The sequence below is a fragment of the Longispora fulva genome, assembly GCF_015751905.1.
Taxonomy (GTDB): Bacteria; Actinomycetota; Actinomycetes; order Mycobacteriales; family Micromonosporaceae; genus Longispora; species Longispora fulva.
This window is the reverse complement of record NZ_JADOUF010000001.1, coordinates 4417347-4432268: the sequence shown is the minus strand read 5'-3', so window position 1 is coordinate 4432268 and position 14922 is coordinate 4417347. Positions and strand designations below refer to the sequence as shown.

Annotated in this window: 8 protein-coding genes; 5 read left to right on the top strand and 3 right to left on the bottom strand. The window is 75.6% G+C overall.

The window, feature by feature from the left end; genetic code table 11:
- Positions 1–77: 77 nt before the first annotated feature.
- The 3 genes from IW245_RS19660 to egtA all read right to left on the bottom strand — a co-directional run bounded on the left by IW245_RS19660 (position 78) and on the right by egtA (position 2445).
- Positions 78–491, bottom strand: a complete 414-nt coding sequence (locus IW245_RS19660; RefSeq protein ID WP_197004635.1) for an organic hydroperoxide resistance protein — start codon at positions 489–491, stop codon at positions 78–80.
- Positions 488–919, bottom strand: coding sequence for a MarR family winged helix-turn-helix transcriptional regulator (locus IW245_RS19655; RefSeq protein WP_197004634.1), 432 nt, complete (start codon positions 917–919; stop codon positions 488–490). The genes IW245_RS19660 and IW245_RS19655 overlap by 4 nt, the downstream gene beginning before the upstream one ends.
- 347 nt (positions 920–1266) lie before the next feature.
- On the bottom strand, positions 1267–2445 hold the full coding sequence (gene egtA, locus IW245_RS19650) for an ergothioneine biosynthesis glutamate--cysteine ligase EgtA (RefSeq protein ID WP_197004633.1): 1179 nt from the start codon (positions 2443–2445) through the stop codon (positions 1267–1269).
- Between the two features lie 124 nt (positions 2446–2569).
- On the opposite strand from egtA, the gene IW245_RS19645 reads away from it, so the two are divergent.
- From IW245_RS19645 to IW245_RS19625, 5 genes are read left to right on the top strand one after another with little or no spacing between them, the layout of a single operon-like run.
- A complete protein-coding gene (locus tag IW245_RS19645; protein WP_197004632.1) occupies positions 2570–3442 on the top strand; it encodes a DUF4132 domain-containing protein in 873 nt (290 codons plus the stop codon).
- A gap of 3 nt (positions 3443–3445) precedes the next feature.
- Positions 3446–8155 (top strand): hypothetical protein, encoded by a 4710-nt coding sequence (locus tag IW245_RS19640; RefSeq protein WP_197004631.1) that lies wholly within the window; start codon positions 3446–3448, stop codon positions 8153–8155.
- Complete coding sequence (locus tag IW245_RS19635) at positions 8152–9324, top strand: ATP-binding protein (protein ID WP_197004630.1); 1173 nt, start codon at positions 8152–8154, stop codon at positions 9322–9324. The genes IW245_RS19640 and IW245_RS19635 overlap by 4 nt, the downstream gene beginning before the upstream one ends.
- Positions 9308–12865: a DUF5682 family protein gene (locus IW245_RS19630; protein WP_197004629.1), complete on the top strand. Its 3558-nt coding sequence runs from the start codon at positions 9308–9310 to the stop codon at positions 12863–12865. Before IW245_RS19635 ends, IW245_RS19630 begins: the two co-directional genes overlap by 17 nt.
- Positions 12862–14823, top strand: a complete 1962-nt coding sequence (locus IW245_RS19625; RefSeq protein ID WP_197004628.1) for a hypothetical protein — start codon at positions 12862–12864, stop codon at positions 14821–14823. Before IW245_RS19630 ends, IW245_RS19625 begins: the two co-directional genes overlap by 4 nt.
- The last annotated feature ends 99 nt before the right edge of the window (positions 14824–14922 follow it).

Sequence of the window (14922 nt, the reverse complement as noted above, 5' to 3'; positions counted from 1 at the left end):
GGCTCGGGCGGCGCGCGGGCACGGGGTGGCGCACGAAAAAGGGAGGGTCGCCCCTCCCTCGTCCGTGCGTGCGCGGGTTACGCCAGGGCGATCGCGACGTCGATGTTGCCCCGGGTCGCGTTCGAGTACGGGCACACCTCGTGCGCCTTGGCGACCAGCTTCTCGGCCTGCTCGGCCGGCACGCCCGGCAGGCTCGTGGTGAGCGCCACGGTCAGCCCGAAACCGCCGGCGCCGTTCGCGCCGAGGCCGACCTCCGCCGCCACGGTCGAGCCGTCGATCGCGACGCCGGCCTTGCCGGCGACGAGCCGCAGCGCCGAGTGGAAGCACGCGGCGTAGCCGGCGGCGAACAGCTGCTCCGGGTTGGTCGCTCCGCCGGGGCCGCCGAGCTCCTTCGGGGTCGCGACCTGGGTGTCGAGCAGACCGTCGGCCGTGCGGACCTGGCCGTCGCGGCCGCCGGTGGAGACTGCCTCGGTGGTGTAGAGAACCTTCACGAATTCCTCCGTTGGATGGTGTCGGTGAGACGGGTCAGGGTGTCGCGCAGTTCGGTCACCTCGGCGCCGGTCAGGCCGGTCTCGCACAGCAGCCTGCCCGGGATGTCGGCGGCCCGCGCCCTGAGCGCGAGGCCGGTGGCGGTGAGGGACACCGTCACGGACCGTTCGTCGTCGGCGCTGCGCGACCGGGTGAGCAGGCCGGCGGCCTCCAGCCGCTTCAGCAGCGGCGACAGGGTGCCGGAGTCGAGGTGCAGCTCGGAACCCAGCTCCTTGACCGTCAGGCCGTCGCGCTCCCAGAGCACGAGCATCACCAGGTACTGCGGGTAGGTGACACCCAGCTCGTCGAGCATCGGCCGGTACACGGCGGTCATCGCCCGGGAGGCCGAGTAGAGCGCGAAGCACAACTGGTTGCGCAGCTCGAGTTCCATGGGGCTAAATGTAGTGGGCAATTAAGTTGTGCACAACCTATGCGGAGAGTGACCTGGGCCACGGCCAATGTGAGGGGGGACACGTCGGGAAGCGGCGGAACAAGCGGCGGATTCGCAACGGACATAAGCCATCGGTGCTGGTCGAAGGACTCTGTGCGCCGTTCGTCAGCGAATAACCAGGCGTGACTGTCGCACCCGGGCGGTAGTGTCCGCCGGGTGTCCACTCAACCCCTCACCTCAGGGCCCGCGGAGCCCGCCCTGCACCCCGCCGCCGTGCTCCTCGCCGACATCGACGCGGCCTGGGCGGAGGCAGACCGCGTCCGTCGTGCGGCCCGGCGCCGTCCGCTTCAGAGACAGTCGTCGGCCGGGCAGCGGCCCCGCTCCACGTAGGCCTCCCGGAAGTCCCGGACGGCGGACCTGACCTCCGCCGGGGCGCCGGTCCGCTCCAGCGCCGCCGCCGCAGCCTCGAAACACTCCCGGGCGGCTCGGGCCATCACCGGCGTCGACAGACCCCACCGGGCGGCCGCCTGCCAGGCCCCGCGCACCTCCTCGGTCGCGGCGAGCGCCGCCGACGCGGCGACCGGATCGTCCATCAGGGCCGAGACCACCGCGAGGGGTACCTGCCAGCCGTCGCCCGGCTGCGCGTCGATCATCCGCAGCTCCAGGTAGCCCCGGGCCCGCACCGGCGGGAACAGGGTGCTCAGGTGGTAGTCCAGGTCGTCCAGGCCCGGCGGGCGCACCCCGGGGCTCGCGATCCACTGCCGGAACGTCAGCCCCTGGGGCACCCGCCACACGCCGCTGCCGTCCCGCACGCACATCACGGGCGCGTCGAGCACGTAGCGCGCGTACGCCCCGCGCAGGTCCTCGTTCGCCCGGAGCGTCACGGGCCGGGTCCTGGCCGGGTCGAGCGCGTCCCACACCGCCCACCGGGTGGACTTCCAGCCGGTCGGCCGGCCCTCGCGCAGCGCCGAGTTGGCGAACGCCGCCACCAGCACCGGGCCCAGGGCGTGCGCGAGGCGCCACCGGTCGCCGCCGCTGCCGTGGCCGGCGTCCACGCACACCTGCACCGACGCCGTCGAGCACATCATGAGCTGGCCGGCGGGGGAGTAGGGCGCGAAGTACTCGGCCATCGCCCGGTACCGGGGGGCGTCCAGGATCCGGCGGGGCGGGCGGAGCGGGTCCAGCCCGTACCCGATGAGGTCGAGGTTGTTGGCGTGTGCCGCCGCCCGCAGGATCCGCAGGTCGGCGACGGTGTCGGCCAGGCAGCCGGCCAGGCCGAGGCCCGCGCCGGAACTCAGCTCGAGCTGCCCGCCGGGTTCGCAGGTAAGCTGGCCGCCACCGGGTAGTTCGCCGCAGTCCTTGACCGTCTGCCGGACCCGGTCGAGGGGCACGGGCGCCGCCGGATCCGCCGCGTCGCGGACCAGCCACTCGAGCTCCACTCCGAGCCGCTCCACGGGTCCGGTACGCAGGCAGACGGCCGCCACGTGCGCCGTCGCCAGGTCGATCGTGAGTTGCATATCCGTCATTCCGGTCTCCTCCCGATCGTGCACTGTAGGGAGTCTGGCACATCCACTCCACCAGCAGCTTTCGGGAATTGTCGGTGGCGACGGTTAGCCTGCGGTGTCTCAACAGTGGAGAGGAAACATCCGCATGGCTTGGCTGACCGCCACTGGCGGCTACGAGGTGACCCTGCGCGACGGCGCGATCGTGTCCCGTAACGCCGCCGGCAAGGAGTTACGCACCCTGCCCAAGGGGTTGCGCGACGATCCGGCCGTGATCGGGCTGCGCCAGCTCACCGAGTGGTTCACCCGGCACGAGACCGAGTGTCGCGCGGACGTCGAGCGGTGGATGATCCGGTCCCTGCCCGTCCCGGCCACCCTGCTCGCCCAGGTCTGGGCCGACGAGACCTGGCGGGCCACGCTCACCGACCTCGTCGTCGCGGTGCTCGACGAGAATGGACAGTGGGATCCCGACGCCGTCGGCTTCCTCCGGCACGCCGACGACACGGGCATCGGCGTCGTCAACCTCGACGGCGAGACCGTCCGGCTGCCGTGCGAGCGGATGGTGATCCCGCACCCGGTGACGCTCACCGAGCTCGACGACCTGCGCGAGTTCTCCGCGGACCTCGGCGGCACCCAGACCGTCGACCAGCTGTTCCGCGAGACCTGGACCCGCCCCGCCGACACCGACCCCCTCGCGACCAGCGTCTCCACCTACGCCGGCGGCCACTACGAGCAGCTGCGGCACCTGATGGCCCGCGCGGCCTCCCAGGGCTACCCGGTGCGCGGCGGCTACGCGGTCTGCCGGGTCGTCGAGGGCGGCGACATCGTCGAGGCCCGGTCCTGGATCGGCGCCGACGACCCGTACTACGAGGCGGAGACCGGCGACCTGGTCTTCGTCGGCCCCGGCGGCAAGGCCCTGCCGGTCTCCGAGGTCGGGCCGGTCACCTGGTCCGAGGGCATGCGGATGGCCGCGGCCCTGTACGCCGGCCGCACCGTCGAGAAGAACGAAACGGAGTCCTAGAGCATGCGCAGCGCCCACCTGCTGGACGCGGGAGCAGTCCTGCCCCTCGGTGCGTCGGTCGACGCCGAGGACACGGTCGACACCCTGACGGCCCGCGCGTACACCCACCCGGCGTTCGGCGGGCGGACCGTGGTCCGGCTCGTCCCCGGCACGCTCGGCGGCGCCGAGGATCTCACCATGGACTTCCTCGGCTTCCACGCACCGTCCACAGTGGCCGACGTCGGGATCGTCCGGCAGCGCGCCCTCGGCTTCCCCGCCTGGGCCCTGGTCAACGACCCGGCCAACGGGCACCACGCCCTCGCCCTGGTCAAGGAGATCGAGAAGCTCGCCCGGATGGCCGGCTCCCGGATCGGCCCGGCCAAGGACGGCTTCGACGCCCTCGGCCAGAAGCTCGCCCTCGCCGTCCCGCACTTCCTGCCCACCTACTACGAGCAGGCCGGCCGGGCGTTCCTGGCCGCCGAGTCCGCGTCGTACGCGGCGATCATGTTCGGCAAGGCCCGCGAGGCCGAGCGGGTCTACGCGCTGACCATCGAGGAGGAGCGCCAGCACGCGGTGTTCCTCGAGTTCGCCCTCGGCGGCGCGCTCACCGCCAAGGCGCTGTCCCTGCACGCCCGCGACCTGGCCGCACGGAGTACCCCGCTGGAGGCGTTCACCCGGTTCCGCCGGCTGTGCGTGGAGCGCACCCTGGGCGGCCTCCCGCCGTACGCGGCGATGCACACCGACCTGCGCCGGCTCGCCAAGGCCGCCGGGCTCGCCCTCGACGAGGTGGACGAGCAGGTCCTCGGCGAGCTGCTGGGCGCGCCCGCGACGATGAAGGCGCCGGAGTCGTTCTGGACGGCGTACCGGGGGACGCTGGTCCGTCTCGCCCGCCGCGACCCGGCCCTGCGCGCCCGGCTGCTCGGCATGACCGTCGGCAACTGCGGCGACGCGACCTGGCTGTCCATCCTCGAGGAGGCCGGCGCGGTCGAGGCGCTGATCGACGGCACCTCCGACGGGGCCGCGGACTGGCTGACCCGGTTCTCCGCGCACCGGATGCGCCGCAGGTACCGCAACGCCCGCCGCGAGCCCGCGTTGCTCGACCTCGTGGAGCGGATGGCCCCGCGCCTCGTCGCCGACGGCGTCGCGGTGAACCTCGGCGACGGCTCCTGGATCGACCCCGACCTGCTCGACCTGTGCCTCGCCCGGGGGGTGCCGGTCACCGACCCCGAGAACCAGACGTCGCGGCTGTCCGTCGACGACTGGCTGACCGACCCGGCCGACGGCCGGCGCGACCTGCTGGCCGTGGCCGGAGACCCGCGCTACCGGTCGGCCCTGGCCAGCGGCCTGGAGTACGAGCTGCGGGGCTACGGCTCGACCCGCGCCGACCTGACGAAGGTGCGTCGAGCCCTGGCGGTGCCCGGCCTGCGGCTGGCCGCCGAGGGCTGGCTCGCCGAGTTCGCCGGGAACCTGACCGGCCACGGACTGCCCACGCTGTCCGACCAGCTCAACCGGCTCAACGCGCTGGCCTGTGCCGAGGGCTTCGCCGTCAACCCCGAGGCCACCCGCCGGATCGTGGACCACCCGCTCGGCCCGCTGCTGGGCCGGACGCTGCGGGCGGGCGTGTTCGACGAGTACGGCTGGCCGGCGCTGGACGACGCCGTCGCCCGGGCCACCACGACCCCCGACGACGCCACCGACCTGCGGCTCACCCCGCAGTGGCCGCACCTGCTCGTGTCCCGCGACGACTCCCCGGTCGTCCAGGTGGTCGGCCGCGACGGCATCGAGCTCGAGCACCACACCCGGATCCCCGCCGACCAGCGCAAGTGGATGTGGCGGCAGATCCTGCGGTACGTGGACGGCCAACTCCTCGTCTGCTGGGACCGCGGCTCCGACCGGGGCGGCTACTGGTCCGGCACCCCTGACGACGTTTTCGTCGTCGGCGACCACGCCTTCGACAGCGGCGACGCCGTCTCCCTGCCCCTGCCCGGCGGCGGCCGGACCAGCGGCGCGCGCCCCCTGCACCCCGGAGACCGGTCGGCGGAGGGCTACCTGCCGGTGGCCTCCGACGGTGTGTCCTACTGGGCGCTCAAGCCGTCCGACGACCCCGAGACGTGGCACGAGCTGGACCCGAGGACCGGCACCCTCGGCCGGGCCTCGCTGCCAGCCTTCTTCGAGGACGGCGCGCGCGACGGCGAGACCCTGCTCCGCGACCGGTGCCGGCTGCACCCCGCCCCGGGCGCGGAGCTCGGCCCCTTCGGCGGCGCGGACGGCCTCACCGGCTGGCGACTGCGGAAGACCGCCGACGGCACCCTCGTCGGCGAGGGCATCGACGGCCGGACGTTCACCCTGACCCCGGACAACCCGGTCGGCAAGGAACTCAACGGCGCGCTCCGGTTCCCCGGCGCCGCGGAGGTGGTCGGGCTCGCCCGGCTCGCGAACTGGCACCGGCAGCCGCACATCGGGTGCCTGTCGGACGGCTTCGCGATCGGGTCGTACCTGGTCGGGCAGCGCCGGCCCCCGTTCGCGGCCGGCACGCCCGTGCTGCCCCCTGAGCGGTTCTGGCACCACATGCGGGTGCGGGACGAGGCGGGTTCCGCGGCGCTGCGGGCGGTCACCGACGCGCAGGCCGCCGAGCTGGTGGCCGGCGCGGTCGGTCTCCTCGCGGCTGAGCCCGTCGCCGGCGCGCCCGACCCGGTCGCCGAGCTGGTCCGCCGGGTGCTGCCGGGGATCAGCCACCCGGAGCTGGTCGCCGGGGTCGCCGGCATCGTCGGGGTCGCCGCGTCGCAGGCCGCGATGCTCGCCGACTATTGCGCGATCCTCGAGGGCCGCGAGGTCGCCGGTCAGGGCGGTGTGGAGCCCGAGGCCGGGCCGTACCTGGACGAGGACCTGCAGTCGGGGCTGACCATGCTTATCCGGTACTGCTACAACCGGCAGTACAGCGTGGCGCGCTTCGTCGACTGGGCCGCACGGGTGTTCCTCGGGGAGTTCCCCACCGGGCCGCAGCCCGCCCCGTCCGGGGACCAGGACTGGTTCGACGTGTTCGGGCTGCTGCCCGCCGTGCTGTACCGGGCGGCGCTGCCGACCACCCCGGAACCGCGGCGCGCGGCGCTGGTCGCGTTCGCCGGGCACTGCGCAGAGGTCGGCCTGCTCGCCCCCGGCAGCCGGATGCGCCGGGTCACCGTCGTGCCCGACGACGGGGTGGCGCTGGTCGTCGGCCAGGTGCTCGGCGGGGACGGCCGGCGGGCCGTCGTGCTGAGCACCGGCGGCGAGTACGCGGAGCTGCTGGAGTTCAGCCTGGACGGGGCCTTCGGCGCGCTGCCGGGCGGCCGGATCACCCGGGAACAGCCGCTCGCCGACGGCACCGTGGACGCGGCGGCGGTGGCGGCGTTCGCGGCGGCGTACCGGGAGCACGGGCCGGTGACCTGGGAGCCGGCCAGGGTCGACGCGCTGTCCACCGGGGCCGGCATCAGCCGCGCCGAGGCCGCCGTCGTCCTCGCCGGGGTGGTCAGCGACGGCTTCGAGGCCCTGGGCCTGACCGAGGCCGAGTTCTCGGCGGCGAACAACACCTGGAGCCGGTCGGGTCTGCCGCTCACCCGGGCCCTCGCCCTGCTGGTGCCGGCCGACCCTGCGGACCTGTGGACGACCGGCCCGGACGTCGACCGGCTCGCCCGGTGGGCCGTGGATCGCAACGGGGTGCGCACCCCGGTCCGCGACAGCCTGATCGTCGAGCTCGCGAAGGCGGGGCTGCACTTCCCGGTCCCGCCCTCGGAGCTGGTGCACGGGATCGTCAACGCCGGCACCTGCCGGTGGCTGGCCGCGCCGACCGAGGACATCGCGGCCCAGTCCGTGGTCGTCTCCCTGGCCCGGGCGCTGCCCTGGCTGGCCCACCACCTGCCGGCCGACGATCCGGTGCGCGCGGCGCTCCCGGGGGCCCTGGACCGGGTGCTGGCCCTGCTGGCCCGCCCCGACACGACCCTGCGCTGTGGACACATCGATCCGAAGAAGATCCCGAAGTTCGCCGAGAAGCTGGGCGTGACGGCCACCACGACGACCGAGGGCGACCGGATCGGCCCACTCCTGGTGGAGGCGGACTCGGGGTGGCGCGGGGTGCACCTGACCCCGGCGCAGCTCACCGGTCTGGACGATCCAGCGCTCGACCTGGTCTGGTCGGAGATGGACGCGCCGGAGACCGTCACGGCGCTGCGCGGGCTGCTCGACGGCAGGATCGCCCGGGTGCTCGGCGGCGTGCCGGTTCCGGGGGACGGCTCCGTGGAGCCGCGCAACCCGGCGGCCGTGGTGCCGGACCTCGTCGAGGAGGTCAGTGCCGCCCACGGGATCGGTACGGACGCCGCGACGCTGTACCTGCAGCTCCTGGCCCTGCCGAACCCGACGGACCGCAACATCACCCTGTGGAACGGCTGGAAGCCCGCCCGGTCCAAGAAGGCCCGGGCCGAGCTGGCGGCGACCGACCTGGTCGTCGAGGGCAAGCGCAGCCGCGCCGGCCGGTCGCTGTTCCTGCCCGGCGGCTGGCTGGAGCTGAGGTCCCCGCGCCTGCCGATGGAGGCGTGGAAGACGGGCCTGCTGCTCACCGACCAGGCCGGCGCCTGGTTCCTGGACATGATGGTCCCCGCCGTCCCCCTGTCCGAACTCTTCACCGTCGCCTGGCAGCGGGTCCGCCAGGGCGACGGCCCCCGCTTCGACGAGCTCATCACCGAAAGGCGCCGCCGACCGTGACCGAGACCATCACCCACCGCCGCCAGGTAGAACCGGCCGAGGACGCGTACGCCGCCGAGCTGGCCTTCCTCGCCGGGTACGACGACGGGCCCCGGCCGCCCGGGTGGCGGCTGACCCCGCGTGCCGTGGTCACCTTCATCGTCGGCAGCGACGGTCGCGAGCTGGAGCTGCCGGCGGGTGCCAGCGCGCCGGACGGCGGCTCGGGGCTGCCCGCCCGGCTCGTGATCTCCGCCAAGTTCGTCGGCGAGCGGGCGCTCGTCGAGCGGTGCGTCGTCACCCTCGCCGGGGAGCGCGGGCTGCTGCTGGTCGGCGAGCCCGGTACCGCGAAGTCGATGCTGTCGGAGCTGCTGTCCGCCGCCGTGTGCGGCACCAGCGAACTCGTCGTGCAGGGCACGGCCGGCACCACGGAGGACCAGCTGCGCTACGGCTGGAACTACGCGATGCTCCTCGCCCACGGCCCCAGCCCCGAGGCGCTGGTCGCCTCGCCGGTGCTCCGCGCCATGCGCACCGGGGCGGTGGCCCGGATCGAGGAGGTGACCCGGTGCCTCCCCGAGGTGCAGGACGCCCTGGTGTCCCTGCTGTCGGACCGGCGGATCGCGGTGCCGGAACTCGCCGGCACCGGGGAGGCCACGGTGCACGCCGCGCCCGGCTTCACGCTGATCGCCACGGCCAACCTGCGCGACCGGGGCGTGTCGGAGATGTCCGCGGCCCTCAAACGCCGGTTCAACTTCGAGACCGTCGGGCCGATCGGCGACCTGGCGGCCGAGACCGAGCTGGTCCGCCGGCAGGCCACGGCGGCGCTGGCCCGGGCGGCGACGCCGTTCACGATCGACGGCGCGGTGCTCGAGGTGCTGGTCACCGCGTTCCGGGACCTGCGGGGCGGGCGCTCCGTCGAGGGCTGGGACGTGCAGAAACCCTCCACCGTGATGAGCACCGCCGAGGCGGTCGCCGTGGCCACGTCCCTCGGGCTGGCGGCGGCGTACTTCCCCGGGGACCGCGACGTGCTCTCCCTGCTGCCCGGCCACCTGCTGGGCGTCGTCCGCAAGGACGACCCGACCGACGGTGCCACCCTGCTGGGGTACTGGGACGGGGCCGTCCGGCGGCGGGCCGAGGACGGGTCGTGGACGTGGCGGCGACTGTGGGAGCTGCGCGATGTCCTCACCGACTGACGGGCACGTCGGGGATCCGGAGGTGGCCGTCGGCGCGTTGGCCGGGAGCACGGTGCCGCACCTGATCGGGGTGCGGCACCACTCCCCGGCCCTCGCGGCCGTCCTCCCCGCCCTCCTCGACGCCGCCGACCCCGAGGTGCTGCTCCTCGAGCTGCCCCCGGAGCTGGGCGGCTGGATCCCGTGGCTCGCCGACCCCGGGACGGTCGCCCCGGTCGCGCTGGCCGGGGTGGTCGGGGACTCCCCGCCGGCGTTCTACCCGTTCGCGGACTTCTCCCCGGAGTTGGCCGCGATCCGGTGGGCCGCCCGGCGCGGGGTGCCCGTCGTGCCCTGCGACCTGCCGCTCGCCGACCCCGCCTGGCGGGCCGGCGAGGACCGCGACGGGCCCGACCCGGTGCTGTCCACAGCCTTGCGCGACGCGGCGACCGGTCGGCCGGGTGACGACATGTGGGACCGGACCGTGGAGGCCCGCGCGCCCGGGGCCGACCCCGAGGAGGTGCGCCGGGCGGCGCTGCTCGTCGGCTGGGCGCTGCGGGACGACGCCCGGCGCGGGGGTGGGGTGTCAGGCCTGGACCTGCGCCGGGAGGCGTGGATGCGCCGGGTGCTGGCCGAGACCCTGCGCGGCGAGATGCCGCTCCCGGCGGGGCCGGGCACCGGGCCGGCGGCCGGCACCGCCCCGGGCGGGGCCGGGCGGCGGGTCACCGCGCTCGTCGGGTCCTTCCACGCGGCGGCGCTCGCGGTGACCGACGAGCCCGTCGAGCCCGGGCCGTCCGGGGTGGAGGTGGCGACGTCGCTGGTTGCGTACACGTTCGGGCTGCTCGACGAGCGGTCCGGGTATCCGGCCGGCATCCGTGACCCCGCCTGGCAGCAGTGCGTCCTGGAGGCCGGCGCGGATCCGGTCGCCGTGGAGAACGCCGCGGTGGCGGCCGTGGTGCGGGTCTGCGCGTACCTGCGGTCGGCCGGGCATCCCGCCGGGCCCGCCGAGGCGCGCGAGACCGTCCGGATGGCGCTCGACCTCGCCCGGCTGCGCGGCCTGCCGGCCCCGGGCCGGGGCGAACTGGTCGAGGCGATGGGCAGCGTGCTCGCGCACGGCGACGTGCTCGGCCGGGGGCGGGTCGTCGCCGCCGCGATGGAGAACGTGCTGGTGGGGGAGCGTCGGGGGGCGCTGGCGGCCGGTACCCCCAGATCGGGGCTGCGGCCTGCGGTGCAGCGGCTGCTGACCGCGCTCGGTCTGCCCGGCCCCGGCGCGGCCGAGAAGGACCTGCGGCTCGATCCCCTGCGCTCGGACCTGGACCGACGCCGGGACATCGTCCTGAACCAACTCACCGTGTGCGGGGTCGGCTACGCGACCCCGGCAGCCGTCGAGGGCCTGTCCGGCTCCGACGGCCTGACCACCCGGTGGCGGTTGGAGTGGACCCCGGGCACCGACGCGATGCTGGACCTCGCCGGGCTGCGCGGCGTCACCCTCGCCCAGTCCGCGCACGGCACCCTCACCGAGCGGCACCGCCGGCTGGCCGTGGACGGCGGCCCCACCATCGCGGACGTGCTCGGCGCGCTCGCCGCGGCCGCCCGGTGCGGGCTGCCCGGCCTGGCCGCCGAACGGCTGGCCGAACTCGCCGTCCTCGTGCCCGCCACGGCCAGCCTGCCCGAGACCGTCGCGGCGCTGGCCCTGCTCGACCAGCTGCGCCTCGGCCACATCGCCGGCCTGGGCAGGCCGGACCCGGACCGGCTGACCGCGATCGAGGCCACTACCGCGGAGGTGGAGACCGCGGCGGTCCGCCAGCTCGACGGCCTCGCCGGCTCCGAGGACCCGGCCGACGCCCGGGCGCTGGCGGCCCTCGCCCAGCGGTCCGACGCGCACGGGGTGGGGCTCAGGCTCGAGGCCGCGCTCGGCGACCTGGCCGACACGGGCGCGCCGGTGATATCCGCCGCCGCGCACGCCGTGCTGGTCCTGCTCGGCCGGCGCGACCAGGCCGGCCTCGCCCTGCGGGTCACCTCCTGGGTGGACGGCGCTGGCAGTCCGCCGGCGCGGCGTACCCTCCAGGCGCACCTCGCCGGGCTGCTCACCGTCGCAGAGCCGCTGCTCCAGGCCGGCGGGCCGGTGTTCGACGACCTGCTCGGCCGGGTGGAGACCCTGCCGGACGCGGCGTTCCTCGCCCGGCTGCCCGCGCTGCGCGGCGGCTTCCACACCGTCAGCCCCGCCGGGCGGGACCGGCTGCTGGCCGTGGTCGACGGCCGCCTCGGCGGGGGTACGGACATCGACGCGCCCGCCGACAGTGGCACCCTGCTGGCCCGGCTGCTCGCTGACCGGGCGGGGCTGGCGGCGCTCGGCCCGCTGGGGCTCGCCCCCGCAGGGGAGTTCGCGTCGAACGGTGGCCCGCCGCCCGACGCCGTCGGGTCCACCCCGCCAGGTGTCCAGGCGGCTCCCGAGGTCGAGGCGACCGGGTCACTCGGCCCCCTCGACCGGTGGCGGCTGCTCCTCGGCCGGGACACGTCCGGCCTGACGGGCCGCGCCGGCCGGTACGCGACGGCCCTCGACGAGCTGTACGGCGCGGGCCGGGGCGAGGGCCGGGCCGCCGACGACGCGGGGCGGGCCGGCCGCGAGGCCGCGTTCCCCGGCGTACGCGACTGGGCCGAGGAGCTGGAGGTCCTGTTCGGGGCGGGGGTCCGCGAGGAGGTGCTGGCGCGCGCCGTCGAGGCCGGCCGGATCGAGGCCGCCGGCCTGTTGGACCCGGACACGGTCCGGCCGTCCGTCGAACTGCTCCAGGCGGTGCTGTCCCTGGCCGGGGCCATGCCCGAGTCCGCCGTCGCGAAACTGCGCCCCCTCGTGGCCCGGATCGTCGCCGAGCTGACCCGCGAGCTGGCCACCCGGCTGCGGCCGGCGCTGTCCGGGCTGAACACGCCGCGTCCGACGTACCGGCCGGGTGGGCGGTTGAATCTGCCGCGCACGCTGCGGGCCAACCTCGCCGCGAGCCGCCGCCGCCCCGACGGCAGTCTGATGCTGGTCCCGGAGAAGCCGGTCTTCCACACCCGGGCCCGCAAGGGCGTCGACTGGCGGCTGGTGCTCGTCGTGGACGTGTCCGGCTCGATGGAGGCGTCGGTCATCTGGTCGGCGCTCACCGCGTCCGTGCTGGCCGGGGTGCCCGCGCTGACCACCCATTTCCTGGCCTTCTCCACCGAGATCGTCGACCTCACCGACCGGGTCTCCGACCCGCTCGGCCTGCTGCTGGAGGTGCGGGTCGGTGGCGGCACGCACATCGCGAAAGGGCTGCGCCACGCCCGGAGCCTGGTCACCGTCCCCTCGCGGACGATGGTGGTCGTGGTCAGCGACTTCGAGGAGGGGTACCCGGTGAGCGGCCTCCTCGCCGAGACCCGTGCCCTGGTGGAGTCCGGGTGCACGGTGCTCGGCTGCGCGAGCCTGGACGACACGGGCCGGCCCCGGTACAGCGTGTCGGTCGCCAGTCAGCTCGTGGCCGCCGGGATGCCCGTGGCCGCACTGAGTCCGTTGGAGTTGGCCCGCTGGGTGGGAGAACAGACCCGATGACGCATCCACAGACCCCCACCGGGACGTCGCCGGCCGCCGGCACCGGTGAGCCCGGGTCGCCGGGCGCCGTGGCCCTGCCCGCCGCCGACGCGCTGCTCGTCGCGGAGGCCGTCGACGGACTGCCCGGCCGGCTCCGCAAACGGCTCGACGACATGGTCACCCGGGCCGCGAGCTGGCCGGTGACCGCCGACGGCGACACGGTCGTCGTGACCGTGGACGGCGACACCGTGGTGACACTGACCCCGGACCGGGGCGTGCTGCGGGAGGCCGGGGCGGCCCGGTGCAGCTGCCTGCTCGCCCCGAACTGTCTGCACCGCGCGGCGGTCCTCGCCCTGGCCCCGCCGGCCGGTGAGGCGGACGCCGACGAGTTCGAGGGCGTCGGCGACGACATGGACGCCATCGGCGACGCAGACAACCCTTCCGTGGCCGCGCCGGCTCCGCTCACGGCCCGGCAGCGCGCGGCCGCCGAGGAGCTGTGGCGGTCCGGTGCCGGTGTCCTCGGTACCGGCGTGGTCGGGTCCGGGGTGGTCACCGGGGTCGGCCTGTTGCGTGCCGCGCACGAGGCCCGCGCGCAGGGCCTGCACCGGTGCGCCGCGGCCGCTCGCCGGGTCGCGGCCGGACTGCGGGCGGCCCGCGAGGAGCAGCCCGGGTACCGGCTCGGCGACCTCACCGACAGCCTCCGTGACCTGCTCGCGGTCGCCCACGGACTCCGGGGCCCCGAGGCGTCACCGGACCTGCTGGGCACGGCCCGGCGCGCGTACGACCCTCGGGGCAGCCTCCGCCTGTACGGGCTGTGCACCGTCCCCGTCGTCGCCGACTCGGGACACGCCGGGGTGATCACGTACCTGGTCGACCGCGACGGCACCCTGTGGGCGGTCGCGGACATCTACCCGGGCGGCGTCGGCCGGGTCGCCGGTTCCGCCGAGGCCACGGTCGCCGTCGGCGAGGCGGCGATCAGCCACCGGGCGCTGGGCCGCGCCGGCCTGATCCTGTCCGGCGCGACCGCCACGGACACCGGCCAACTCGGCGCCGGTCGTGCCGTCCGTGCCGTCCGCGCCGCCGGCGCCCCCTGGACCGACGCTCCCACGACGACCCTGTGGGCCGAGCCGCTCAGGGCGCAGGTGCACCGGGCGTTCGAGGCGCTGGCGGCCGGGGTCCAGGCACACCCCGTGGGCGATGACCTGCTCTTCCTCCGGGTACGGGTGCGTGGGGCCGACGGGGAGGGGGTGTGGGCGGACACTGTGGATGGTGTGCCGCTGTGCCTGACCCCGGCGGCGGAGTATCCGGAGCTGCCGTACCGGCACAATCTGCGGATCCTGGCGCGGGCCGCGGACGGCGAGCTGCTCGTGGTCGGTCGGCCGGATCCGGGTCGGCCGGGTCGGGTCCGGGCGCTGACGGTCGGCGTACCCGTCGAGGGTCCTGCGGCGTTGCTCCTGCCCGACGAGTGGGCCGGCCGCGTCGATCTGGGCATCGACCGCCTGCACCCGAGCCACCTCCCCGCCCCCATCGCCACCGACGAGAGTGCCTCCGCTGCCGGCGGCACCGCCGCCGAGGGGTCCTCCACCGGCACCGTCGACGGTGCCGGTGTCGTCGAGTCCGGTTCGGGTCGCGGAGACGACGCGGACAGTGGCCGGTTCGGGGGCGTGGTCGCGGCCGATCCCGCGCTCCGGTTCCTCCGCGCCCAGGTGGAGCGCGCAGTGTCCGGCGGGCGGGCCGTGCAGGCCCTCGCCAGGGACGAGAGCCGGATCCTGCGACGAGCCCGACTGGAAACCGGGGCGACGCTCCTGGCGGACGTGGGCGCGGCGGCCCGGCACCGGCCACGGGACGCCTTCGGCCGACTGGCGGACGACGACGGCCACGCCTATGCCCTGGCCTGGTTGTCGGCGGCCGTCTACGAGGACGCGTCGGCCCGGGCCTTCGCGGAGGCGACCTGGCTCCCCCCGGAGTCGACGGCCTGACGGGGTCGGGTGCCGCCAGTTCCCCGACCGAGCGGACGACTCCGCAGAGTCCGGGCAGCCGGCACCCGCCCCACAAACTCTGGACGCCGCCCCGCCCGC

Excerpts from the sequence above, each read along its gene's own strand:
- IW245_RS19655 (WP_197004634.1), bottom strand. The coding sequence starts at position 919 with ATGGAACTCGAGCTGCGCAACCAGTTGTGCTTCGCGCTCTACTCGGCC.
- egtA (WP_197004633.1), bottom strand. The coding sequence starts at position 2,445 with ATGACGGATATGCAACTCACGATCGACCTGGCGACGGCGCACGTGGCG.
- IW245_RS19645 (WP_197004632.1), top strand. The coding sequence starts at position 2,570 with ATGGCTTGGCTGACCGCCACTGGCGGCTACGAGGTGACCCTGCGCGAC.
- IW245_RS19640 (WP_197004631.1), top strand. The coding sequence starts at position 3,446 with ATGCGCAGCGCCCACCTGCTGGACGCGGGAGCAGTCCTGCCCCTCGGT.
- IW245_RS19630 (WP_197004629.1), top strand. The coding sequence starts at position 9,308 with ATGTCCTCACCGACTGACGGGCACGTCGGGGATCCGGAGGTGGCCGTC.
- IW245_RS19625 (WP_197004628.1), top strand. The coding sequence starts at position 12,862 with ATGACGCATCCACAGACCCCCACCGGGACGTCGCCGGCCGCCGGCACC.